Raw genomic sequence first — 23,433 nt, 5'->3', positions numbered from 1 at the left:
ATAACGAAACTGTCGAGAGAGGGTTAACCCAGTGCCGCGATGGCGGCCTTGGCGACCTGCGCATCTTCCGGCGCCTTGACGCCGGAGACGCCAACCGCGCCCACCACCTGGCCGTCCACCAGGATGGGTACCCCGCCTTCGAGCATGCCCTGCATCAGCGGAGCGCTGAGAAAGGCGGTGCGGCCGTTGTTGATCATCTCTTCCAGCACCTTGGACTCCTTGCGCGCCAGGGCAGCGCTGCGGGCCTTTTCCGGAGCGATGTAGGCGCTGTTCGGCGCGGCGCCGTCGAGGCGCAACAGCGCCAGCGGATGGCCGCCGTCATCGGCCACGGCGATGCACACGGCCCAGCCCTGGCGTTCGGCTTCGGCGCGACCGGCGGCCAGCAGGGTGTTGATCTCGGCAAGGGTGAGCACGGCTTTGGTGTTCATGGGGCCTCCAGGGTTAAGGGTTGGGTCGGAGCGGCCAGGGCCGCGTCGAGGATTTCGATCCAGTGGCGTACCGGGGTGCGCCCGGCGCCGTCGAGATGGCTCTGGCAACCGATGTTGGCGGTGGCGATCACCTCGGGGTGACCACTCTCCAGGGCATCGAGCTTGGCGTCGCGCAGCCGCCGCGACAAGTCCGGCTGGGTCAGCGAATAGGTGCCGGCCGAACCGCAGCAGAGGTGACCGTCCGGCACCGGCGCCAACGGAAAGCCGAGGCGCTGCAGGACGTCTTCCACGGCGCCACCGAGGCGCTGGGCGTGCTGCAGGGTGCAGGGGCAATGGAAGGCCAGCCGCGGGGTGTCCTGCAGCTGCAGCTCTTCCAGCGGCAGCTCGCGCAGCACCTCCACCAGGTCGCGGGTGCGCGCCGAGACTTCCCGCGCCTTGGCGGCATAGGCCGGGTCGTCCTTCAACAGGCTGGCGTATTCCTTGACGAAGGCGCCGCAGCCGCTGGCGGTCTGGATGATGGCTTCGGCGCCGCCCTGCAGCGCCGGCCACCAGGCATCGATATTGCGCCGGGCGCGATCGAGGCCGGCTTCCTGGGCATTGAGGTGATAGTCCACCGCGCCACAGCAACCGGCGCGGGGCGCGGCGTCCAGGCTGATGCCGAAGCGATCCAGCACCCGCGCGGTGGCGGCATTAGTATTGGGCGACAGCCCCGGCTGCACGCAGCCTTCGAGGATCAGCATGCGCCTGGCATGGCGCGGTGCCGGGCGCATGCCCGGGGCGGCGATGCGCGCCGGCAGCTTGGCCTGGACGCCGGCCGGCAGCAGCGGCTTCAGCGCCTGGCCGCCTTTCAGCAGGGCGCCGAACAGCCAGGGCTGCGGCAGCACCTGGCGCAGCCCGGCGCGTAGCAGGCGTTGGCCCAGCGGCCGCGGCACCCGGCGCTCCACCTCGGCGCGGCCGATGTCGAGCAATTCGTGATAGGAGACGCCCGAGGGACAGGTGGTCTCGCAGTTGCGGCAGGTGAGGCAGCGGTCGAGGTGCTCGCGGGTCTTCTCGCTGACCTCGCCGCCTTCGAGCATGCCCTTGATCAGATAGATGCGCCCACGCGGCCCGTCCAGCTCGTCGCCGAGCAACTGGTAGGTCGGGCAGGTGGCGTTGCAGAAGCCGCAGTGCACGCAGCTGCGCAGCACCCGCTCGGCATCGGCGGCACGGGGCAGTTCACGGGCGGCGGGACTCAGATTGGTTTGCATGATGTCTTTCCCCTACAGTCCGGCGTACAGCCGACCCGGATTGAAGATCCCCTGGGGGTCCAGGCGCGCCTTGAGGCGACGGTGATAGTCGAGCAGCGCGGCGGGCAGCGGGTGCTGGGCCTCGCGCTCGGCGTCCGGCGTGTAGCACAGCGCATGGCCACCGGCCCGCTCGGCGATCGCGCGCAGGACCGTGGCCGGGGCATCGCTCTTGAGCCAGTACTGGGCACCGCCCCAGTCCAGCAAGAGGCTGCCGGGCAACTCCAGCAGCGGGGTATTGACCGGTACCGACAGCCGCCACAGCGGCCTGGGGTCGTCGAAAAAGGCCAGCCGCTGTTCGTTGAGCTCGTCCCAGAAGGCCTCGCCCAGGGCTTCACCGCCCAGGCGATCAACGGCCGAGCGCACCGAGCCCTCGCCGCCCTCCAGGCGCAGCTGCAGCCGCTGCCCGTCATGACAGGCCGCCGAGATCGGCAGGGCTTCGCGGCCCCAGACGGCGAGGCGCTGCAGGGCGCGCGCGGCGTCCAGTTCCAGGCTCAGACTCTGGCTGCAACGCGGCCTGGGCAGCACCTTAAAGGACACCTCGGTGATCACCCCCAGGCAACCCTGGCTACCGGCCAGCAGGCGAGAGACGTCGTAGCCGGCGACATTCTTCATCACCTCGCCACCGAATCTCAGGTGCTCGCCGGTGCCGGTGATCAAGCGGGTGCCCAGGACGAAATCCCTCAGGCTGCCGGCCCAGGGCCGGCGCGGACCGGAGAGGCCGCAGGCCAGGGTACCGCCGACCGTGGCGCCCTCCCCCAGCCGTGGCGGCTCGCAGGGCAGCATCTGCCCCCGCTCGGCCAGGGCGGCATCGAGTTCGGCCAGCGGCGTGCCGGTACGGACCGTGGCCACCAGTTCGGTGGGGTCGTAGTGCACCAGGCCGCGGTGGCCGCTGACGTCCAGCGGCTCGCCCTCGACCGCACGCCCCAGGTGGGCCTTGGTGTCGCCGCCATGGATGCGCAGCGGCTGGCGACGGACCAGGGCCTCGCGGACCTGGTCGAGGAGCAGTTCCAGGCTGTCCATCAGAAGCGCTCCAGTTCGGGGTGGGGCAGCTGGCCACGATGCACGTGCAGGCCACCGAATTCGGCGCAGCGGTGCAGGGTCGGCACGTTCTTGCCGGGATTGAGCAGCCCGGGGGCATCGAAGGCGGCCTTCACCGCGTGGAAGAAGAGCAGTTCGCCGGACTGGAACTGGGTGCACATGGCATTGATCTTTTCCCGACCCACGCCATGTTCGCCGGTGATGGTGCCGCCCACCGCCACGCAGAGGTCGAGGATGCGACCACCCAGGGCCTCGGCCTGCTCCAGCTCGCCGGGCCTATTGGCATCGAAGAGAATCAGCGGATGCAGGTTGCCGTCGCCGGCATGGAAGACATTTCCCACCGCCAGGCCGTATTCCGCGGACAGCGCCTCGATGCCGCGCAGTACCTCGGGCAGGGCGCGGCGTGGAATGGTGCCGTCCATGCAGTAGTAGTCGGGCGACAGCCGCCCCACCGCGGGAAAGGCATTCTTGCGCCCGGCCCAGAATTTCTGCCGCTCGGCCTCGTCGCGGGCCAGGCGGATCTCGGTGGCGCCGGCGGCGGCCAGCAGGCTGCTGACGCGCTCGATGTCGGCGGCCACGTCGGCTTCCACCCCGTCCAGCTCGCAGAGCAGGATGGCCGCGGCGTCCACCGGGTAGCCGGCGTGGATGAAGTCCTCGGCGGCTCTCAGGGTCAGGTTGTCCATCATCTCCAGCCCACCGGGGATGATGCCGGCAGCGATGATGTCGGCCACCGCCGCTCCGGCGCGTTCGATGTCGGCGAAGCTGGCCATCACCACCCGGGCACAGGGCGGCTTGGGCAGGAGCTTGACGGTCACCTCCACCACGACGCCGAGCAGGCCCTCGGAGCCGGTGAACAGCGCCAGCAGGTCGAAGCCGGGACTGTCCAGGGCGGCGCTGCCCAGGGTCAGGCGCTCGCCCTCCAGGGTAACGATCTCCACCGCCAGCACGTTGTGCACGGTCAGGCCGTATTTCAGGCAGTGCACGCCGCCGGCGTTCTCGGCCACGTTGCCACCGATGGAACAGGCGATCTGCGACGAGGGATCGGGGGCGTAGTAGAGGTCGTGGGGCGCCGCGGCCTGGGAGATGGCCAGGTTGCGCACCCCGGGCTGGACCCGGGCACGGCGGCCATCGGGGTCCACGTCGAGGATGCGATTGAAGCGCGCCATCACCAGCAGCACGCCCTGCTCCAGTGGCAGGGCGCCACCGGAGAGACCGGTGCCGGCACCGCGTGCCACCAGGGGCACGTTCAGCTCATGGCAGAGGCGCAGGGTCGCCTGCACCTGCTCCACCGTTTCCGGCAGCACCACCAGCAGCGGCGTGGTGCGATAGGCCGCCAGGCCATCGCATTCGTAGGGCTTGAGGTCTTCCCTGTCGTGCAGCAGGCAGTGCTCGGGCAGTTCGACACGCAACCGCTGCAGCAGTTGCGCCTTGTCCGGGCGGGGCAAGGCGCCGTCGAGACGTTCGTCGTAGACCAGGCTCATCGGGTAACCACCCTTGTTGTTGTTCTGGCTGGAGAGGCTTTGTTGTACCCCGACTGCGACCAGGGCGTCCATGACCCAACACACTGGTCATACCAGTTTTTACGCCCTCTTCGACCAAAGGATTAGCAGGTTTCAGCCTGCTTGACGGCAAATCCGGCTGATGGCTCACTAGGATGGAACCTCGTGGTCATACCAGCAGGAAATCCTTATGTCCGCACCCGTCGCCCGCCTTCCCGTCGCCGAGAACGTCAGCCAGCAGATCGAACGGCTGGTGGTGGACGGGGTGCTCAAGGTCGGCCAGCCGCTGCCCTCCGAGCGCCGCCTGTGCGACAAGCTCGGCGTCTCCCGCACCGCCCTGCGCGAGGGCCTGGGGCTGCTGCGCGCCCGTGGCATCATCGAGACCCGCCACGGCCAGGGCAGCTTCGTCGCCCGCCTGGCGGCGCCGGCGGCGGAGAATCCGTTGCTGCACCTGTTCAGCAGCCAGCCGCGCACCCTCTATGACCTGCTGGAAGTCCGCGCCCTGCTGGAAGGCGAAGCCGCGCGCCTGGCCGCGCTGCGCGCCACCACCGCCGACCTGGTGCTCATCGGCCGCCGCTACGACGAGCTGTGCGCCGCCTGCCAGGATCCGGCCAGCCTGCCGGCGGAAACCCACGCCCGCCTCGACCACGCCTTCCACCTGGCGATCAGCGAGGCCTCGCACAACCCGGTGCTGGTGCACACCCTGCAATCGCTCAACGAGCTGCTGCTGGGCTCGGTGTTCGCCTGCATCGCCAATCTCTATCATCGGCCACCGCAGCGCCGCGAAATCGACGCCCAGCATGCCCGCCTCTATGCCGCCGTGAGCCAGCGCCTGCCCGACGAAGCCCATGCCGCCGCCCGCGAGCACATCCACAGTGTCAGGGACAGCCTGCGCGAGATCGAGCAGGAAGAGCAGCGCCTGGTGCGGGCCACCATGCGTCTGGAAGGCTGGACCTAGCGAAAAAGGCCCGCCGGCAAACATCGGCGCCAGAGCCACTGTCCGTCAGCCCAGGGTGCGCCCCGTCCCTCCAGCGGGCGCAACATCTTGCAACTGCCCTGCCCCGCCCCATGCTTAGCCGACCTTTCTGCAGCTCTCGGCCCTAATGGACCCTTCCACCAGTCTCGCCTCGACGTTGTTCGCCGATCTCGGCCTCGTGTTCTTCGCCTTCTTCCTCGTGCTGCTCAACGGCTTCTTCGTCGCCGCCGAGTTCGCCATGGTCAAGCTGCGCGCCACCCGCGTGGAAGCCATCGCCAAGAAGCATGGCTGGCGCGGGCGCATCCTCAAGAAGGTGCACAACCAGCTCGACGCCTACCTCTCCGCCTGCCAGCTCGGCATCACCCTGGCCTCCCTGGGCCTGGGCTGGGTCGGCGAGCCGGCCTTCGCCGAATTGCTCGAACCCCTGCTCGGCGCCGTCGGCGTCAGCAGTCCCGAGGTGATCCACGGCATCGCCTTCTTCTCGGCGTTCTTCATCATCTCCTACCTGCACATCGTGGTCGGCGAGCTGGCGCCCAAGTCCTGGGCGATCCGCAAGCCCGACCTGCTCTCGCTGTGGACGGCGGTGCCGCTGTACCTGTTCTACTGGCTGATGTACCCGGCCATCTGGCTGCTCAACGCCAGCGCCAACGGCATCCTGCGCATCGCCGGCCAGGGCGAGCCGGGCGCGCACCACGAGCACCACTACAGCCGCGACGAACTCAAGCTGATCCTGCACTCCAACCGCGCCACCGACCCGGACGCCCGGGTGCTGGCCTCGGCGGTGGAGCTGGGCGAGCTGGAGGTGGTGGACTGGGCCAATTCCCGCGAAGACCTCATCTACCTGGACAGCAAGGCCAGCCTGGACGAGATCCTCACCCAGATCCGCCGCTCCAAGTACAGCCGCTACCCGGTCTATGACGAAGACAGCCAGACCTTTACCGGGGTGCTGCACATCAAGGACCTGCTCCTGGCCATCGCCGGCCTGGACAGTGAAGCCGCCTCCTTCGACCTCGACGACCTGGTGCATCCGCTGGAGCGGGTGACCAAGCACATGCCGCTGTCCGACCTGCTGGAGCAGTTCCGCCGCGGCGGCGCGCACTTCGTGCTGGTGGAGGAAGCCGACCACAAGGTCATCGGCTTCCTGACCATGGAAGACGTGCTCGAGGTCCTGGTGGGCGACATCCAGGACGAACACCGCAAGACCGAGCGCGGCGTGGTCGCCTACCAGCCGGGCAAGCTGCTGGTGCGTGGCGACACCCCGCTGTTCAAGGTCGAGCGGCTGCTGGGCATCGACCTGGATCACGTCGAGGCCGAGACCCTGGCCGGGCTGATCTACGACAGCCTGAAGCGCGTTCCGGAAGAGGAGACGGTGCTGGAGGCCGAAGGGCTGCGCATCATCGTCAAGAAGATGAAGGGTCCCAAGATCGTCCTGGCCAAGGTCATCAAGCTGGACCCCAAGGACGTCCGCCGGCGCCCGCCGGAAGAGCGCTGAGGGCGCGCGGCCTCAGCCGCGTCCGCTGCCCAGCGCCGGCAGGCCATCGCTCAGGCAGACACGATTGCGCCCGCCGCGCTTGGCCGCATAGAGCGCCCGATCGGCGTCTTCCAGGAGCCCCAGGCCGTGTTCGAGATTGCTCGGCACGGTCACCGCGACCCCGATGCTGATCGACGGCCGCAGGCGTCCGTGCTCGGTCTGCAATTCCAGCGCCGCCACGTCCTTGCGGATGCGCTCCGCCAGCGTCCGGGCCGCGACCTGGTCGCTCCCGGGCAGGGTGATGACGAACTCCTCGCCGCCATAGCGCGCCGCCACCTCCCCCGCCCGCTGGACGTGCTGGCGCAACACCTCGGCCACACACCTCAGGCATTCGTCGCCCAGGGTGTGGCCATGGGTGTCGTTGACCGCCTTGAAGTGATCGATGTCCACCAGCAGCACCGCCAGTGGCAGTTCGGCACGGATGGCGCGGCGGATCTCCTGCTGGAAGAGGCGCTCGAAATGCCGGCGGTTGCCGAGTCCGGTCAGGGGATCGGTCTGGCTCTGGTGCAGCAATTCGCGATTCAGTCGTTCCAGGGAAGCCTTGGCCTGCTGCAACTCCACGGTGCGCAGCGCCACCCGCAACTCCAGTTCGACAAAGGAGGCCTCGCGCTCCCGGGCCAGCGCGGTGGAGGCTTCCAGGGCCTGCCGTTGGGCCTCGATTCGCGCCCGCCGCTGCAGACTCAGGCCCTCGGTGAGCCCCAGCGACAGCATCACGAAGCCCAGGGCGAAACCGGCCATCTGCCCATGGAAGGCCGGACTGTCGGCGGCCAGCCAGCCGGCCACAGCCAGCAGCTGGATGGCGCTGCCCAGCAACAGCAGGGCCCAGGCGGCACTGAACCACAGCGCCATGCGGCTGCCGCGCAGCGCCAGGTAGGTGGTGGTGCCCAGCAGGCCCAGGCAACTCAGCGCCATCATGCCGAGCATTTCCTGGAAGCTCAGCAGGTCCGGCCAGATCAGCGTGACGACCAGCGCCACATTCCAGTAGCCGATCAGCAGACGATTGCCGAAATCGATCCAGCGACCGCCGTGATAGAGACTGAGCAGATAGCGCACGAACACCCCGCCACTCAGAAAGCACAGGGCGGCGAAGGCCAGGTGCGCGCGCAGGGCGAAGGCCGGGCTCTCCGGCCAGAGTTGCCAGGCGCCATAGCCGCTGGTGACCGCCTGATAGCCGATGACGCTGAGCAGATAGAGGGCGTACCAGCCAAAGCCCGAGCGGCGGCCGAAACCCCACAGCGTGAGGGTCAGCAGCAGGATGGTGATCAGGCAGCCAAAGAAGCTGCCGACCAGCCAGGCATCCTGCTGGGCCTCGCGCAGATAGGTGGCCGGGGTGACCAGGCGCAGCGGCAGGACGAAGGTCTCCCGCGAATCCAGCCGCAGGTAGACCTCCTCCACGGCGCCCGCGGTCGGCGCCAGGGCGAACATCAGCTGGCGCCCGGGCAGCGCCCGTTGCGTCGCCGGCAGCGCCAGACCGCTGCGCTGCAGCGGACTCCAGCGACCATCGGCAGCGCGGGTGCGCAGGTCCAGGCGATCCAGCACCGGCCAGGTCGGAATCAGCCACCAGGCCTGGTCGTCGCGGCCCTGGATGGCGAAGCGCAGCCAGAGACCCTGGCGACCGTCATGGAGCAGCATTTCCAGCTCATCCGGCGCATGCCAGCCGTCCTCGCCACCGCTTGGGCGCGCGGCGGCCTCGGCAAAGGTCAGACTGGCGGGCGCCTTGAGAATCTCCAGTGCCGGGCGGGGATCGTAGCTGCGCGCCGGATCGTCGAGCCGCAGCACCTGCGCCTGGCCGTCGAGGGCGATCAGTAGCAGGACCAGCAGGTGCAAAGCCCGATTGCGCCCACCGGCGCACAGGGCGGCCAGGAATCCTTTCATGGGGCGGCATCCGTAGCCTGAAGGAAGGAAAGGCCGCGGTAGAGCCCGCGCCCTGGAGGAAATAGCGTGGTGATAGCATAACGCCACCAGGCCTGTTTCTGCCAAGGGATTTCTACCGGCGACAGGGTGCCTGGGCCCTGGATGGGCCCGGTGGCGTCAGCCGGTCTGGAACGCCCTTAAGCGCGGACTCAGCGGTCGCCCAGCGCCATGTTGGGCAGGGCCGCCAGCGGTCGCACGAAACGGAAGGGAATGGAGACCATTTCACCGCCAGTGTGGGCCTGGACGACGAAATGCAGATGGGGACCAGTGCTGCGACCGGTGTTGCCCGACTCCGCCAGGGGCGTGCCGATCTCCACCCGCTCGCCGGGTCGCACCTTGACCGAACCGCGGCGCAGGTGCAGGTAGGCGCTCTGGCTGCCGTCCTCGTGGGCGATGCGCACGAAGTTGCCGGAGGGGTTGGGACCATGGCCGAACTGGCCGTTTTCGACGTCGATCACCGTGCCGGCCCGGGCGGCGCTGATCGGCGTGCCCTCGGGCATGGCGATGTCCACGGCATAGCGGCCCTTGGGCGTGTGGTGACTGAAATCGCCGCCCGCGCCCTGGGTCACGTAGTAGACACCCTGGCGCCAGGGCCAGGCGTAACCATAGCCGATGCCGTTGTCGGCAGCACCCGCGACATCCGTCGCCAGCGGCGGCAGGGTGCCGACCGGCAGCTGCGGACTGTAGCTGAAGGCCTGTTCGAAGTGCATGGGAAAGCCCTGCTGGCGCTTGCGGATCACCGCCAGCTGCACCGTGGAGCGCGGCTCGATGACCTGGCGGATCGGGCGCTCGGCACCGGCCACGTTGACGGTGCGCTGCAGGCGCAGCTCGACCCGCACGGGTACGTCGAAATCGTTGCGAACCTCGAAGATGCGGCCTTCACTGGCATTGCGTACCTTGAGCTTGACCTGCCCCTTGCGGGCCGGGCTCTTGGCGGAGGTCTTGGTCAGGGTCGCCTTTTCGGCAGCCGGCGCGGGGGCGGGCATGGCCAGGGCGAGGGTCAGGCAGGAGATCAGGGCGGTCAGGCGTCGGTCCATGGCATAGGGCCACCATGATGGGCAAGGACAGAACCTAACAAAGCCATGCAGACTGGGCGACGGCCAAACCCCGGCTTTGTGAAGCCGCTGGCAAAGCATCGACGCAAATAAAAAAGCGTGGCACTCAAATCCCTGTGCCACGCTGCCACCGATCGGACGGTAGTTCAATACAGGCCTGATGGTTCAGGCAGGTCAGCCAAGCGGCGGGTGTTCTGTGCGACACTCCCGCGAGAGGCAGGTTTGCGGCGTGCAGAGGGGTCACCCCTGGGCGCGCCCGATGCTCCGGCCATAGTGCTGCAGGTTAGGCCCTGGCACCTGGACCCGGCCCAACCGAAACGGACAGCTGTTATGCAGGAACAGACAATCGACCGAGCGCGGAGCGTAGTGGCGGATGCCCCCATCCCGCCTGCCGGTCCCCTGGTGTCCCAGCTCAGCACCTTCGCCCATGGCCAGGTGTGGCCGCCGCATGTGCACGATCAGGCGCACCTGATGTACACGGTCAACGGCGTGCTGGAGGTCACCACCCACGAAGGGGTCTGGTACGTACCGCCCAAGCAGGCGATCTGGATTCCGCCGCGCATCGAGCACCAGGCGCGGGCCAATGGCGAGGCCACCCTGCAGGTGGTGATCATCGAATTGCCGAGCGGCCTGCCCTGTCCCCAGGCGGCCACCCGCATGGTGCTCATCTCGCCGCTGCTGCGCGAATTGCTGCGCTGCCTGAGACGCGGCGGCGCTTCCTACGGCGAGGCCGAGCTGGGCAGCCACGTACGGGCGCTGATGCTGGCGGAGCTGGTGTTTCTCGAAGAGACCGCCCTGCACCTGCCGGCGCTGGCCGACCGGCGCCTGCGGGCCATCCAGACCAGTCTGCACGCCGATCCCGCCGACGACACGGCACTGGCGACTTGGGCGCAGCAGCTGCACCTCTGCTCGCGCAGTCTGGCGCGGCTGTTCCTCAAGGAAACCGGCACCAGCTTTTCCACCTGGCGCCAGCACACCCGGCTGATGCTGGCCCTGCCGCGACTGGCCGCCGGCGAGCCGGTGACCCGGGTGGCCCTGGACCTGGGCTATGCTTCGCCCTCGGCCTTTACCCGGATGTTTCGCCGGGTACTGGGCGTCTCGCCCAGCGAGTACCTCGACGCCCAGGGCTGACCCCGGCGCTCAAGGTCCGCCGACGGCGAAGTTCGGCAGGCTGTCCACCGCCTGGGCGAAGCGGAAGGGGATGGATTCGATCGCTTCGCCGGTGTTGCGCTGGACCACGAAGTGCAGGTGCGGCCCGGTGCTGCGTCCGGTGTTGCCGGAAGACGCCAGCGCCTGGCCCGGGCGCACCCACTGGCCTTCGGCGACCTTGATCGAACCGCGCTGCAGGTGCAGGTAGACACTCATGGTGCCGTCGTCGTGGAGGATGCGCACGAAGTTGCCGGAGGGGTGATTGCCGCGCCCATCCTGGTCGTTCTCCACCTCCACCACCTGACCGGCGCGCGAGACCACGATGGGCGTGCCCTCGGGCATGGCGATGTCCACCGCATAGCGACTCTTGGGCGTGTTGTGGCTGAAACCACCGCCGGCGCCCTGGCTGACGTTGAAGGGTCCGCCCAGCCAGGGCAGCGGATAGGCGAAACCGGAGGCGAAGACCGGGGTGGCACTGCCCATCAGGGTGGTGAGCTGCGGGGTATAGCGTTGCGGACGGCCCGGATCGGGCGCGATCAGGGTCGCCAGGCGCGTCAGGCTGCGCGCCGGCAGGACCTTGCGGATGGGCGCCTCGCCCACCCCGCTGACATTCTGCAGCGCCGAGAGGCGCAGGGTGACGGTCACCGGCAGGAAGCTGTCGTTGCGCACCTCCAGTACCGTGCCGCCGGCATAGTGCCGCGGCTGCAGCTTGACCCGCTGGTCGAGTCGCTCGATGGGGTCGTCACTGAAGGTCATCACCTTGGCGCCCTTCTGCGCCTTGTCGGTGTAGGTGACCACGCCGTTGCCATCCACATACTTGTAGATGGGCGCCGCCAGGGCGGGACCCGAAAGGACGAGCGACAGCAGCAGCAGGCGACAGGCAAGGGGCATGGGCAAGGCGTCAGAAATCCGCGGTGTCGCAGTGCGAAGCAGTCTCCGTGCCAGCCTCTGCATGGCGCCGCCCTGCCCTAGGCGCCCGGCACGTAGTGCCGCTGGGCAGTGCCCTTGGCGATCAGTCGCGACAGGTAGTCGAGCTTGGCCGGGTCACGGTCGATGAAGCGGAAGTTGACCTGCACCCACTCGCTGGCCGGGGTCGCTTCCACCGCGCTGAGGGAATGCAGATAGCCATTGAGGCGCGCCACGTCGCCTCCATCTTCGCCCTGCTCCAGGTCGAGCACGGCGGTTTCCAGGATCTGCGGCAGCGGATCGCCACGGCGGACCACCAGCAAAGCCTCCTTGATGCTGATGGCCTTGATCAGGCAGGCCATGCTGGCGTTGGGCAGGCGCAGCTGGCCCTGGCCGAAATTGGCGGCGGGCTTGCCGCGGGCAGGTGGCGGCGGCGCGCCGCCGGTGAGCAGGGCGGCGCTGGAGGTGGCAGCCGGGGCCGCCACCGGGGCGGCGACCGGCTGGACCACGTCGCTGCGGCCGGCGGTCAGGGCGCCGAGGGAGTCATTGGCGAAGCCGGTGGCCGGGCGTGGCTGGGCGCCGGCCTGCAACTCGGCGAGCTTGCCGGTGCGCTGCAGGGCCTTCTTGACCTTGGCCGCCAGCTGTTCGTTGGAGAAGGGTTTGCCCATGTAGTCGGACACCCCGGCCTGGATGGCCTGGACGACGTTTTCCTTGTCGCCGCGGCTGGTGACCATGATGAAGGGCACGCCCTTGTGGTCCGGCTGGGCACGAAACCAGCTCAGCAGTTCCAGACCGGTCATGCCGGGCATTTCCCAGTCGCAGAGGATGAGGTCGAAGCGCTGCTTGCCGAGCAGCGTCTGGGCGCGGCGACCATCGGCCGCCTCGTCCACCACCAGCCCGGGAAACAGGTTGCGCAGGCCCTTCTTGATCAGATCGCGAATGAAGGGCGCATCATCCACCACCAGTACGTTCAACTTGCTCATCGGTCACTCCATGCCAAGTCTTCCAGCATAGCAGGCAGGTCCGGGACGCCACCGGGGGAGTGACCGGGCGGATCATTCGCGCGACCGATTGACCTCTTCGGCCATGCGCTTGAGGCCCATGTGCCGTACGTCGGTGCCCTGCACCAGGTAGATCACCAGTTCGGCGATGTTGCGCGCGTGGTCGCCGACCCGCTCCAGGGAGCGCAGCACCCAGATGATGCTCAGCACCCGCGAGATCGAGCGCGGGTCTTCCATCATATAGGTGGCCAATTCGCGCAGCGCGGACTTGTATTCACGATCGATCAGCTTGTCGTACTGGGCCACCGAGAGCGCCAGTTCGGCGTCGAAGCGAGCGAAGGCGTCCAGCGCCTGATGGACCATCTTGCGCACCTGTTCGCCGATGTGGCGGACTTCGACGTAGCCGCGCGGGGCCTCACCGTCCTCGGTCAGCTCGATGGCGCGGCGGGCGATCTTGGAGGCCTCGTCGCCAATGCGCTCCAGGTCGATCACCGACTTGGAGATGCTGATGATCAGGCGCAGGTCGGAGGCCGCGGGCTGCCGGCGGGCCAGGATGCGCAAGCATTCCTCGTCGATGCCGCGTTCCATGATGTCGATCTGGTCGTCGATGGTGCGCACCTGGCGCGCCAGGCCGGCATCGGCGTCGATCACCGCGCGCACGGCGTCGCTGACCTGCTTTTCCACCAGACCGCCCATGGCCAGCAGGTGGCTGCGGACCTCTTCCAGTTCGACGTTGTATTGCTGGGAGATGTGCTGCGTGTGGCCTTCTTTGTTGATCATGCTGTCAGTCCTGCCTGAGAGGAGCGAGTCGCCGGGTGGGGCACCGGCCTGCCTGGAACTAGCCGTAGCGGCCGGTGATGTAGTCTTCGGTCTGCCGCTTTGCCGGATTGGTGAAGAGGGTGTCGGTATCGCCGTGTTCGACCAGCTGGCCCATGTACATGAAGGCGGTGTAGTCGGACACCCGCGCCGCCTGCTGCATGTTGTGGGTGACGATGACGATGGTGTAGCGCTGTTTCAGTTCGTGGATCAGCTCTTCCACCTTGAGGGTGGAGATGGGGTCCAGCGCCGAGCAGGGTTCGTCGAGCAGCAGCACATCGGGCTGCACGGCGATGGTGCGGGCGATCACCAGGCGCTGCTGCTGGCCGCCGGAGAGCCCCAGGGCCGACTCGTGCAGGCGGTCCTTGACCTCTTCCCACAGTGCCGCGCCGTGCAGCGCCCACTCCACCGCCTCGTCGAGCACCCGCTTCTGCTTGATGCCCTGGATGCGCAGGCCGTAGACCACGTTCTCGTAGATGCTCTTGGGAAAGGGATTGGGCTTCTGGAACACCATGCCCACCCGCCGCCGCAACTCGGCGATCTCGGTGCCGCGGGCATAGATGTTCTGGCCGTCGAGCAGGATCTCGCCGTCGATGCGGCAGTCTTCCACCAGGTCGTTCAGGCGATTGAAGCAGCGCAGCAGGGTCGACTTGCCGCAACCGCTGGGGCCGATGAAGGCGGTAACCCGCTGGCGCGGGATCTCCAGGGCGATGTCCTGCAAGACCTGCTTCTTGCCGTAGAACAGATTGAGCCGCGGCACCGACAGGGCCACGCCACCTTCGCTCGCCGCAGGCTGGGCGCTGGCCGCGTAGGCGGCGGCAGTTCTGAAGATGGAGGAATCGGAAGGCATGGGGTCTCCTCGGCCGCGGGCGCTAGTGTGGCGCTTCAGAAGTTCGCACGAGATTTGGCGAGTGATTTTTGGCGGTTCGGCGCTCCGATGGGGGCCAGGCGCCGTGACGAGTCATAGCAGGGCTATGGCGAGGAGTGGCAACGCCGTCCACGCCGAAAAAGCGCCGCCAAAATCGTGTAGTCAACTTCTGAAGGACCATACTATTCTTCCAGCAGCCGGTATTTTTCGCGCAGCCGGTTGCGCAGGAACACGGCGGACAGGTTCAGCCCGGCGATCACCAGCACCAGCAGCAGCGCGGTGGCATAGACCAGCGGGCGGGCGGCTTCCACGTTGGGGCTCTGGAAGCCGACGTCATAGATGTGGAAGCCCAGGTGCATGATCTTCTGATCCAGGTGCAGATAGGGGTAGTTGCCGTCCAGCGGCAGCGCGGGCGCCAGCTTGACCACCCCCACCAGCATCAGCGGCGCCACCTCGCCGGCGGCGCGGGCCACGGCGAGGATGAGCCCGGTCATCAGCGCCGGGCTGGCCAGCGGCAGCACCACCTTCCACAGCGTCTCGGCCTGGGTCGCGCCCAGCGCCAGGGAGCCCTCGCGGATGCTGCGGGGGATGCGCGCCAGGCCCTCTTCGGTGGCGACGATCACCACCGGCACGGCGAGGATCGCCAGGGTCAGCGAAGCCCACAGCAGCCCCGGGGTGCCAAAGGTCGGCGTGGGCAGGCTGGCCTGGAAGAACAGCTGGTCCAGGGAACCGCCGAGCAGATAGACGAAGAAGCCCAGGCCGAAGACGCCATAGACGATGGCCGGCACCCCGGCGAGGTTGTTGACGGCGATGCGGATGGTGCGGGTCAGCGGACCCTGGCGGGCGTATTCGCGCAGGTAGATGGCGGCGATGACGCCGAAGGGGGTGACGATCACCGCCATCAGCAGGGTCATCATCACGGTGCCGAAGATGGCCGGGAAGACGCCACCCTCGGTGTTGGCCTCGCGCGGATCGGCGCTGAGAAATTCCCACAGCTTGCTGCCATAGAAGCCGAGCTTGGCACCCAGGCCCATGGCGTTGGGCTGGTAGGCGCGCACGATGCGCGCGAGATTGAGTTCCAGGGTGCGGCCCTCGACGTCGCGCAGCACCACGCTGTCACGGCGACGCTCCTGGCGCAGGCTGGCCAGCTGGTCCTCCAGCTCGCCGTAACGGGCTTCGAGCTCGGCGCGGCGGGCGGCGAGATCGGCCTGGGCGGTGGCGTCGAGACGGCCGTCCAGTTCCAGGCCGCGGCCTTCCAGGCGCAGCCGCTCCAGGGCGTAGTTGACGCTGCCGATGTCCTGTTTTTCCAGACGCTCCAGCTGCTCGCTCAGGTCGCGGGTGCGCAGCAGGCGACGCTGCAGTTCGGGCACCGCCGCGGCGCCCTTGGCCACCTGGCGCCCCGCTTCGCGCACCTCCAGTGCATAGCCGTAGAAGTTGCCCCATTCGCGGCGCTCCAGCACCAGGGCGTCGGTCGGGGTCTGGCGATCGCGCAGCCAGTCGCCGACCAGCCAGACGAAATCGCTGCCATAGAGGTCGCGATTGCCCAGCTTGAAGAGTTCGCGGGTCAGGGTTTCGCCGCTGTCCGGCGGCAGGGTCACCCCGGCGCTGCGCAGCCGCTCGGCCGGTATCGTCTCCTGCTCCACCACCTGGCCGAGCACCAGGCGCGATTCCAGGCCCGGCGGCGTGTAGCGCGCCTGCACCACCTCGGCCGGCCAGAAATGCGCCAGGCCGCGCACGGCGAGGATGCCGATCAGGCCCAGGGTCATGAGCACGGCGATGGCCACGGCGCCGGCGCTGAGCCAGATCCCGGGCGCGCCGCCCCCCAGCCAGGCGCCCAGGGCGCGCCGCTGCCCGATGCCCCGCTGTTGCGGCGCGCCGGCGCTAGAGGGCCGCATATTTTTTCCTCAGCCGCTGGCGGATCAGTTCGGCCAGGGTGTTCATCAGGAAGGTGAAGCTGAGCAGTACCAGCGCGGCCAGGAACAGCAGCCGGTAATGGGTGCCGCCCACCTCGGATTCGGGCATCTCCACGGCGATGTTGGCCGCCAGGGTGCGCATGCCCTCGAACAGGTTGGCATCCATGATCGGGGTGTTGCCGGTGGCCATGAGCACGATCATGGTCTCGCCCACGGCGCGGCCCAGGCCGATCATCAGCGCCGAGAAGATCCCCGGACTGGCGGTGAGCAGCACCACCCGCACCAGGGTCTGCCAGGGGGTGGCGCCCAGTGCCAGGGAGCCCAGGGTCAGGCTGCGCGGCACGCTGTAGATGGCGTCTTCGGCGATGGAGAAGATGTTGGGAATGACCGCGAAGCCCATGGCCAGGCCGATGATCAGGGCGTTGCGCTGGTCGTAGGCGATGCCCAGGGTCTGGCTCAGCCAGAGGCGCAGGTCGCCGGCGAACAGCAGGGTTTCCAGCCAGGGACTGAGCCACAGCGCCAGGGCGGTGGTCAGCAGCACCACCGGCAACAGCAGCAGGCTTTCCCAGCCTTCCGGGATGCGCTCGCGCAGACTCAGCGGCAGGCGCGACCAGCCAAAGCCCGCGGCGAAGATCGCCAGCGGCAGGAGCAGCAGCAGGCTGAACAGCCCCGGCAGGTGATTTTCCACGAAGGGCGCGAGGAACAGCCCGGCGAAGAAGCCGAGGATCACCGTGGGCAGCGCCTCCATCAGCTCGATGACCGGCTTGACCGTACGCCTCATGCGCGGCGCCATGAAGTAGGCGGTATAGACCGCCGCGGCGATGGCCAGGGGGGCGGCGAACAGCATGGCGTAGAAGGCCGCCTTGAGGGTGCCGAAGGTCAGCGGCGCCAGGCTCAGCTTGGGTTCGAAGTCCGCGGTGGCGGCGCTGGATTGCCAGACCCGCGCCGGGGCTTCGTAATTCTCGTACCAGACCTTGCCCAACAGCGCCGACCAGGAGACTTCCGGGTGCGGATTGTCCAGGCGGAAGCCGAGCAGCCGGCCATTTTCCTCCAGCAACAGCCGATCGGCGCGCGGCGACAGCGCCAGCACCCCGGCGGCGGGGGCGATCTGCTCGCGCAGCAGGGTACGCCCGGCGGTGCTGTGGAAGACCCCCAGTTCGCCCGTGGCATCCAGCGCCACGAAGCCCTTGCGCCGCTGCTCCGGCACCAGCTGGACGATGGGCGCGCTGCCCAGCTGGAAGCTGCGGATAGGCCTCAGCACCGGTTCGCCGTCCTGGCCGCGGACCATGAACCACTGGCCGATGCCACCCTTGGCGGTGCCCACCAGCAGCGACACGCCGCCTAGCAGCTGGGCGCTGGCGGTGACCTCGTCGTCGGCCGCGTCGAGCAGCTTGTAGTGGCCATTGAGGCTGCCGTCGCGCAGGTCGAAGACATCCGCCTGGGCGCGGCCATTGAGGGCATAGAGCCAGCGACCGCGGGGATCGAGGTAGAGCGCCTTGGCCGCGGCGTTGAGCGGCCCGAGGGTGAGCGAGGTACGCACGGGAACGGCCGCGCCACCGGTCACCGGCGCGGCCAGGCCGGCCAGGCGCAGGGCCGTCACCCGATTGCCCTGGGCGCCGGCCAGCACCAGCAGGTCCTCGTCACCGGCGATGGCGACCCGCTCCAGGGCCGTACGAGCGGCGCCCAGGTCCAGCGGCTCGCGCCCGTAGGGAAAGTCCAGTTCCGGGGTGATGACCCGGGTGCCCTGGGGATAGCGGGAGACATAGCGCTTGTGCGCCACCAGCACGCGGCCATCGGACAGGCCCAGGGCGATCAGTCCGCGGGGGGCGTCCTGGGCCTGGCTGCTGATGGTGACACCGGGCGGCAGCGGCAGACGCTCGCGCATGACCGGCTGGCCGTCGGCCAGGGTGAAGAAGGTGGCCTCGCCGGCCCGGGAAAGATGCAGGCCGAGGCGATTCTGCTCGTCGATGCCCAGCAGCAGCGGCACCCCGGCGGCCGCCAGCCAGTCGGGCTGGGGCAGCGGCTGGGCTTCCAGACTGGCGCCACGCAGCAGCGGCAGCACCACATAGGCCAGATAGAAGAAGATCAGGGTGATGGTGGCCAGCACGGCCAGCCCACCGGCCAGCACCGAGCCCCGTATCAGGCGATCCTGCAGGGCCCGCCAGCGCCGCCGCCGGCGTAGTGCAGGCGTGTTGAAGTCCAGCCGAGCAGGGCCGCGAGGATCGGGCGGGGACGGGGGTACCGGGGATATCATGGCGCAGAGCCTAATCACGTCGTGTGACAGAAAGGTTACAGCGAATGGGCGGCCAGAGACGCTACGCCCGACGCGGGCGCAGGGTCTCTGGGCACTCAGTAGCCCAGGGTCTTCAGGGCCTGTTGCACCACCGCTGCCGGCAAGGGGATATAGCCATCCTTGACCACGGCCTCCTGGCCGCTGCGCGAGAGGATCAGCCGCAGGAATTCTCCTTCCAGGGGTTGAGCGGGCGATTGGGCGCCTTGTTCACATAGACGTAGAGATAGCGCGCCAGGGATAGCGCCCGGACAGGGTGTTCTCCTGGTTGTCCGCGACGAAGTCGGTGGTGCCCTGGCGGGCCAGCGCCAGGGTATGGACGCTGGCGGTCTGGTAGCCGATGCCGGAGTAGCCGATGCCCCCAGGGACTGGCTGATGGCCTGGACCACCGAGGCCGAGCCCGGCTGTTCGTTGACGTTGGCGCGGAAGTCGCCACGGCACAGCGCCGCTTCCTTGAAGTAGCCGTAGGTGCCCGACACCGAATTGCGGCCGAAGCGCTGGATCGGGCGCTTGGCCCAGTCGCCGGTCAGGCCCAGGTCGCCCCAGGTCTTGAGTTCGTGCGGACCACCGCAGAGCCGGGTGCTGGAAAAGATCGCGTCGACCTGTTCCAGGGTCAGCTGGCGCAGCGGATTGTCCTTGTTGACGAAGATCGCCAGGGCATCGATGGCCACCGGCACCGCGGTGGGCTGGTAGCCGAAACGCTGCTCGAAGGCCTGGAGTTCGGCGTCCTTCATCTTGCGACTCATGGGGCCGATGGCGGCGGTGCCCTCGGTGAGCGCCGGCGGCGCGGTGGACGAGCCGGCCGCCTGGATCTGGATATTGAGATTGGGATACTGGCGCTTGTAGCTCTCGGCCCAGAGCGTGACCAGGTTGGCCAGGGTGTCGGAGCCCACGCTCGACAAATTGCCGGAGATTCCGCTGACCTTCTGGTAGGCGGGGATGGCCGGGTCGACGCCCTCGGCCCGAGCGGTCGTACCACCTAGCGCCAGGGCGAGCGCCACAGCGGTCAGCGGACCTTTGATGTCCATGCCGGATTCCTCGCGAGGATGGGAGACGGGCCTGGGCCGGCGACGCTCAGGCGCAAGCCGGCACTCTAGGCGCGCATTGTGACGGATTTATGAGCCAGCGCCAGCCGCCCCTGCAGGTTCGACTAGGCTGCAAGGGAGTCTGCGCTGCACCACCTTGGCGCAGACCTGGCCGCTGGCTCCGCGACGACCGCCCAGGCACGCGGCCTCCGCGGGCCGGACCACCATTTGCATAGCTAAGCATTCATCTCAGTGCAGAGGAACGCACCATGGCCCAGGCTCTTCCGACGTCCTCCTCCCCCGCCGACGCCACTCCCGCCAGCGCGGGCGCCACGCCCTCGCGCGCCAAGCTGATCGCCGCGGCCAGTCTCGGCAACGGCCTGGAGATGTTCGACTTCACCGTCTTCAGCTTTTTCGCCGCCATCATCGGCCAGCTCTACTTTCCTTCGGACACTCCCTATGGCTCGCTGCTGATGGCGGTCGGGGTGTTTGGCGTCGGCTTCGTCATGCGCCCGCTGGGCAGCATGGTGCTGGGCGCCTATGCCGATCGCCACGGGCGCAAGCAGGCGATGCTGCTGACCATCACCCTGATGGGCCTGGGCAGCGCCCTGATCGCCTTTACCCCGACCCATGCCCAGATCGGCCTTGCCGCGCCGCTGATCCTGCTCGTGGGGCGCCTGCTGCAGGGCTTTTCCGCCGGCGGCGAGATCGGCGCCGCCACTACTCTGCTGCTGGAGTCGGCCAGTCCCGGCCGGCGCGGCTTCCATGTCAGCTGGCAGGTGATCAGCCAGGGCGGCAGTGCCCTGCTCGGCGCCGCCCTGGGCGCCCTGCTCACCCGCAGCCTGTCCGAGACCGAGCTGCACGCCTGGGGCTGGCGCATCCCCTTCCTGGTCGGCTTGCTGATCATTCCGGTCGGCCTCTATATCCGCCGCCAGGTGGACGAGACCTGGAGCGGCGCCGGCACGGTCGAGGGCGGTCCGGTGCGCGCCTTTCTGCGCGAGCATCCGCGGCGCTTCGGCCTGGGCCTGCTGATCGTGATGTCGGCGACCCTGCTGACCTACCTGATGCAGTTCTACATGCCCACCTACATGACCCGCATCGTCGGCCTGCCGGCCACCAGCGCCTACCTGGCCGGGGTGGCCTCCAGCGCCGTGCAGATGGCCGCCGCCCTGGCCGCCGGGCTGCTGCTGGATCGCTTCGGGCGCTACAAGCCGGTGGCCCTGGTCAGCCTGGCGGTGGCCCTGCTGGGCATCTACCCGGCTTTCGTCTGGCTGAATGACCCCACCACCCAGGGCCTGGCCTTCGCCGCCCGCTTCGTGGTGATCACCGCCATGAGCGTCAACATGACCGCCGGGCTGCTGCTGATCCTCGCCGGCCTGCCGCGGCCGGTGCGCGCCACGGGGCTGGCCATGACCTACGCCCTGGCGGTGACCCTGTTCGGCGGCACCGCCCAGTTCATCGCCACTTGGCTGATCGAGGCCACCGGCAGCCCGCTCGCCCCGGCCTGGTACCTGATCGTCATGCTGCTGATAGGATGGCTGGCACTGCTGAGCTATCCCGAACGCCACCTGGATTGAGAGAGATCGCCATGAGCCTTGCCACTGCTGCGGATCAAGACGCCACCGCCCGTCATATCGCCGGCTACCTGCCGGAAATGGTCGCCCTGCGCCGCGACATCCACCGCCATCCCGAACTGGGTTACCAGGAGCAGCGCACCAGCGACCTGGTGGCCGCCGCCCTCGCGGGCTGGGGCTACGAAGTCCATCGCGGCCTGGGCGGCACCGGGGTGGTTGGCACCCTGCGCGCCGGCAGCGGCAGCAAGGTGCTGGGCATCCGCGCCGACATGGACGCCCTGCCGATCCTGGAAACCACCGGGCTCGACTACGCCAGCCAGCACCCGGGCCGCATGCATGCCTGCGGTCACGACGGCCACACCACCACCCTGCTCACCGCCGCCCGCTGCCTGGCCGAGACCCGCGCCTTCGACGGCACCCTGCACCTGATCTTCCAGCCGGCCGAGGAAGGCCTGGGCGGCGCCCTGAAGATGATGCAGGACGGCCTCTTCGAGCTGTTCCCCTGCGACCAGGTGTTCGGCCTGCACAACATGCCCGGTGTGCCCACCGGCAAGTTCTGCTTCGTCGACGGCGCCGCCATGGCCTCGTCCGACACCGCCCTCCTGCGCATCCGCGGCCAGGGCGGCCACGGCGCGGTGCCGGACAAGGCCGTCGACCCCATCGTCGCCAGTGCGGCCACGGTGATGGCGCTGCAGACCGTGGTCTCGCGCAACGTGGCGCCGCTGGACACCGCGGTGATCACCGTGGGCAGCATCCACGGCGGCGAGGCCTCCAACGTCATCCCCGATGCGGTGGAGATGAAGCTCACCATCCGCGCCTTCCAGGACAGCACCCGCGACCTGCTGGAGCAGCGTATCGGCGCCCTGGTCCGCGCCCAGGCGGAAAGCTTCGGCGCCACGGCCGAACTGGACTACCAGCGCGGCTATCCGGTGCTGGTCAACCACGACGGCCCCACCGCCTTCGCCCGCCAGGTGGCGGTCGAGCACTTCGGCGCCGAGGCCCTGCATCCCTTCGCGCCCATCCCGGCCAGCGAGGACTTCGCCTACATGCTGCAGCAGGTGCCCGGTTGCTACCTGTTCGTCGGCAATGGCCCGAGCGCCAACCTGCACAACGCGGCCTACGATTTCAACGACGCCCTGCTGCCGGTCGGCGCGCGTTACTGGGTCAAGCTGACCGAGGCCTTCCTCACCGTCTGAGGCGCCGCCTCGTCGGCACCCTCACCCGGGGTGCCGGCGACGGAATCTTCACGTGCGGGCCGCTAGACTGCAGGGTCATTATCCAACCTCGAGAGGTCGCCATGCGACGTGTTCCGCGCCTGGGCTGGCGCCAGGGTCTGGCGCTGGGCGTCGCCGTGCTGGCGGCGGGGTTTGCCTATCCGGCCTGGCGACATTTCCATCCGGTCAGTGCGGCCGAGGGCTGGCGCTATCGGGAATTCGCCGCCGACATCCCCATGGTCAGCGCCCTGGCCCTGGATGCCGATGGCAGCCTGTTCGTCACCCAGGAATTCTCCAGTCGCCGCGGCAGCCTGCTGCGGCTGCTGTCCAGCGGCGAACGCCAGCCGGTGCTGGGCGAACTGTCCAAGCCCGATGGCCTGGTCATGTTCCAGGGCGGCCTGGTGGTCAGCCAGGAAGGCGGGCCGCTGCCGGTGTTTCTCCTGCGCGATGGCCAGCGCCAGGCCCTGTTCGACGGCAACGACGTCGAGGGCGTCGCCACCGATGGCCAGACCCTCTATGCCATCGAGGACCTGCCGCGCGGGCGTCTGCTCAGCTACGACCCGCTGCAACGCCGCCTGGCGGTGCTGCGCGACGGCCTGGAAGAAGGCGAAGGGGTGGCGCGCTGCCCGGATGGCCGGCTGTTCTATACCGAAAAGGCCAAGGGCTGGGTCAAGCAGTGGCAGCCCGGGGGTACCGATACCCTGGTCGCCGCGGGTCTCGACGCGCCGGGCTTCGTGCAGTGCTCGGCCGACGGCCTGTGGATCACCGAAGACGCCACCCACGGCGCCCGGGTGCTGCTGGTGCAGCCCGACGGCCAGCTGGTCACGGTGCTCTCACACCTGCGCTCGGCGCAGACCCTGATCCGCCGCGGCGACGGTCATTACCTGGTCGCCGAGCAGGGGCGCAACCGCATCCTGGAGTTGTCGCGAGAAGCCGGAGCCGACCGCTAG

The 23,433-nt window shown here is 68.7% G+C and carries 18 protein-coding genes and 1 pseudogene; 6 read left to right on the top strand and 13 right to left on the bottom strand.

The features are described from left to right. Window positions 1–23 precede the first annotated feature (23 nt). The 4 genes from BGI51_RS08215 to glcD are packed head-to-tail and all read right to left on the bottom strand — an operon-like array spanning window position 24 to window position 4,233. Window positions 24–428, bottom strand: coding sequence for a heme-binding protein (locus tag BGI51_RS08215; protein ID WP_133860372.1), 405 nt, complete (start codon window positions 426–428; stop codon window positions 24–26). Then, a complete protein-coding gene (glcF, locus tag BGI51_RS08210) occupies window positions 425–1,675 on the bottom strand; it encodes a glycolate oxidase subunit GlcF (RefSeq protein WP_187980847.1) in 1,251 nt (416 codons plus the stop codon). Before glcF ends, BGI51_RS08215 begins: the two co-directional genes overlap by 4 nt. A 12-nt stretch (window positions 1,676–1,687) precedes the next feature. Beyond that, complete coding sequence (gene glcE, locus BGI51_RS08205; RefSeq protein WP_187980846.1) at window positions 1,688–2,734, bottom strand: glycolate oxidase subunit GlcE; 1,047 nt, start codon at window positions 2,732–2,734, stop codon at window positions 1,688–1,690. Then, the gene (glcD, locus tag BGI51_RS08200) at window positions 2,734–4,233 is read right to left on the bottom strand and encodes a glycolate oxidase subunit GlcD (protein ID WP_133860601.1); all 1,500 of its coding nucleotides are present in this window, start codon (window positions 4,231–4,233) and stop codon (window positions 2,734–2,736) included. The genes glcE and glcD overlap by 1 nt, the downstream gene beginning before the upstream one ends. Window positions 4,234–4,441: 208 nt before the next feature. Here glcD and glcC point away from each other — a divergent pair, with 208 nt between their 5' ends. Both glcC and BGI51_RS08190 read left to right on the top strand, forming a co-directional pair. Further along, window positions 4,442–5,209: a transcriptional regulator GlcC gene (gene glcC / locus BGI51_RS08195; protein WP_183631932.1), complete on the top strand. Its 768-nt coding sequence runs from the start codon at window positions 4,442–4,444 to the stop codon at window positions 5,207–5,209. A gap of 145 nt (window positions 5,210–5,354) precedes the next feature. Continuing rightward, complete coding sequence (locus BGI51_RS08190) at window positions 5,355–6,719, top strand: hemolysin family protein (protein ID WP_133860368.1); 1,365 nt, start codon at window positions 5,355–5,357, stop codon at window positions 6,717–6,719. 12 nt (window positions 6,720–6,731) lie between these two features. Here BGI51_RS08190 and BGI51_RS08185 read toward each other — a convergent pair whose 3' ends face one another. After that, on the bottom strand, window positions 6,732–8,633 hold the full coding sequence (locus BGI51_RS08185; protein WP_187980845.1) for a sensor domain-containing diguanylate cyclase: 1,902 nt from the start codon (window positions 8,631–8,633) through the stop codon (window positions 6,732–6,734). A 188-nt stretch (window positions 8,634–8,821) separates the two neighbouring features. Next, window positions 8,822–9,709 carry a M23 family metallopeptidase gene (locus BGI51_RS08180; RefSeq protein ID WP_187980844.1) on the bottom strand — a complete coding sequence of 296 codons (888 nt, stop codon included), beginning with the start codon at window positions 9,707–9,709 and terminating at the stop codon, window positions 8,822–8,824. A gap of 348 nt (window positions 9,710–10,057) precedes the next feature. On the opposite strand from BGI51_RS08180, the gene BGI51_RS08175 reads away from it, so the two are divergent. Continuing rightward, window positions 10,058–10,858 (top strand): helix-turn-helix transcriptional regulator, encoded by an 801-nt coding sequence (locus BGI51_RS08175; RefSeq protein WP_133860365.1) that lies wholly within the window; start codon window positions 10,058–10,060, stop codon window positions 10,856–10,858. 9 nt (window positions 10,859–10,867) lie between these two features. Here the strand turns inward: BGI51_RS08175 and BGI51_RS08170 are convergent, their stop codons facing one another. The 7 genes and pseudogenes from BGI51_RS08170 to BGI51_RS08140 all read right to left on the bottom strand — a co-directional run bounded on the left by BGI51_RS08170 (window position 10,868) and on the right by BGI51_RS08140 (window position 19,698). Continuing rightward, window positions 10,868–11,767, bottom strand: coding sequence for a peptidoglycan DD-metalloendopeptidase family protein (locus BGI51_RS08170; protein WP_187980843.1), 900 nt, complete (start codon window positions 11,765–11,767; stop codon window positions 10,868–10,870). Between the two features lie 77 nt (window positions 11,768–11,844). Next, complete coding sequence (locus BGI51_RS08165) at window positions 11,845–12,765, bottom strand: response regulator (RefSeq protein WP_133860363.1); 921 nt, start codon at window positions 12,763–12,765, stop codon at window positions 11,845–11,847. A 72-nt stretch (window positions 12,766–12,837) separates the two neighbouring features. Then, on the bottom strand, window positions 12,838–13,563 hold the full coding sequence (gene phoU, locus BGI51_RS08160) for a phosphate signaling complex protein PhoU (RefSeq protein WP_007161478.1): 726 nt from the start codon (window positions 13,561–13,563) through the stop codon (window positions 12,838–12,840). 58 nt (window positions 13,564–13,621) lie between these two features. Beyond that, the gene (gene pstB / locus BGI51_RS08155) at window positions 13,622–14,449 is read right to left on the bottom strand and encodes a phosphate ABC transporter ATP-binding protein PstB (RefSeq protein ID WP_133860362.1); all 828 of its coding nucleotides are present in this window, start codon (window positions 14,447–14,449) and stop codon (window positions 13,622–13,624) included. 200 nt (window positions 14,450–14,649) lie between these two features. Continuing rightward, window positions 14,650–16,362 (bottom strand): phosphate ABC transporter permease PstA, encoded by a 1,713-nt coding sequence (gene pstA / locus BGI51_RS08150; protein WP_423814996.1) that lies wholly within the window; start codon window positions 16,360–16,362, stop codon window positions 14,650–14,652. Further along, entirely contained in the window at window positions 16,349–18,634 is a 2,286-nt protein-coding gene (locus BGI51_RS08145; RefSeq protein WP_187980842.1) for an ABC transporter permease subunit, read from the bottom strand. The genes pstA and BGI51_RS08145 overlap by 14 nt, the downstream gene beginning before the upstream one ends. Before the next feature lie 95 nt (window positions 18,635–18,729). Further along, window positions 18,730–19,698 (bottom strand): annotated as a pseudogene (locus BGI51_RS08140) (PstS family phosphate ABC transporter substrate-binding protein). A gap of 266 nt (window positions 19,699–19,964) precedes the next feature. Between BGI51_RS08140 and BGI51_RS08135 the strand changes: the two are divergent. The 3 genes from BGI51_RS08135 (at window position 19,965) to BGI51_RS08125 (ending at window position 23,433) form a co-directional block, all read left to right on the top strand. Further along, window positions 19,965–21,272 (top strand): MFS transporter, encoded by a 1,308-nt coding sequence (locus tag BGI51_RS08135; RefSeq protein WP_187980841.1) that lies wholly within the window; start codon window positions 19,965–19,967, stop codon window positions 21,270–21,272. A gap of 11 nt (window positions 21,273–21,283) precedes the next feature. Further along, a complete protein-coding gene (locus BGI51_RS08130) occupies window positions 21,284–22,465 on the top strand; it encodes a M20 aminoacylase family protein (RefSeq protein WP_187980840.1) in 1,182 nt (393 codons plus the stop codon). 101 nt (window positions 22,466–22,566) lie between these two features. Next, complete coding sequence (locus BGI51_RS08125) at window positions 22,567–23,433, top strand: hypothetical protein (protein ID WP_187980839.1); 867 nt, start codon at window positions 22,567–22,569, stop codon at window positions 23,431–23,433.

Origin of the sequence: Pseudomonas oryzihabitans, assembly GCF_014522265.1 — a bacterium.
GTDB lineage: Bacteria > Pseudomonadota > Gammaproteobacteria > Pseudomonadales > Pseudomonadaceae > Chryseomonas > Chryseomonas aestiva.
This window is presented reverse-complemented; position numbering and strand designations above follow the sequence as displayed.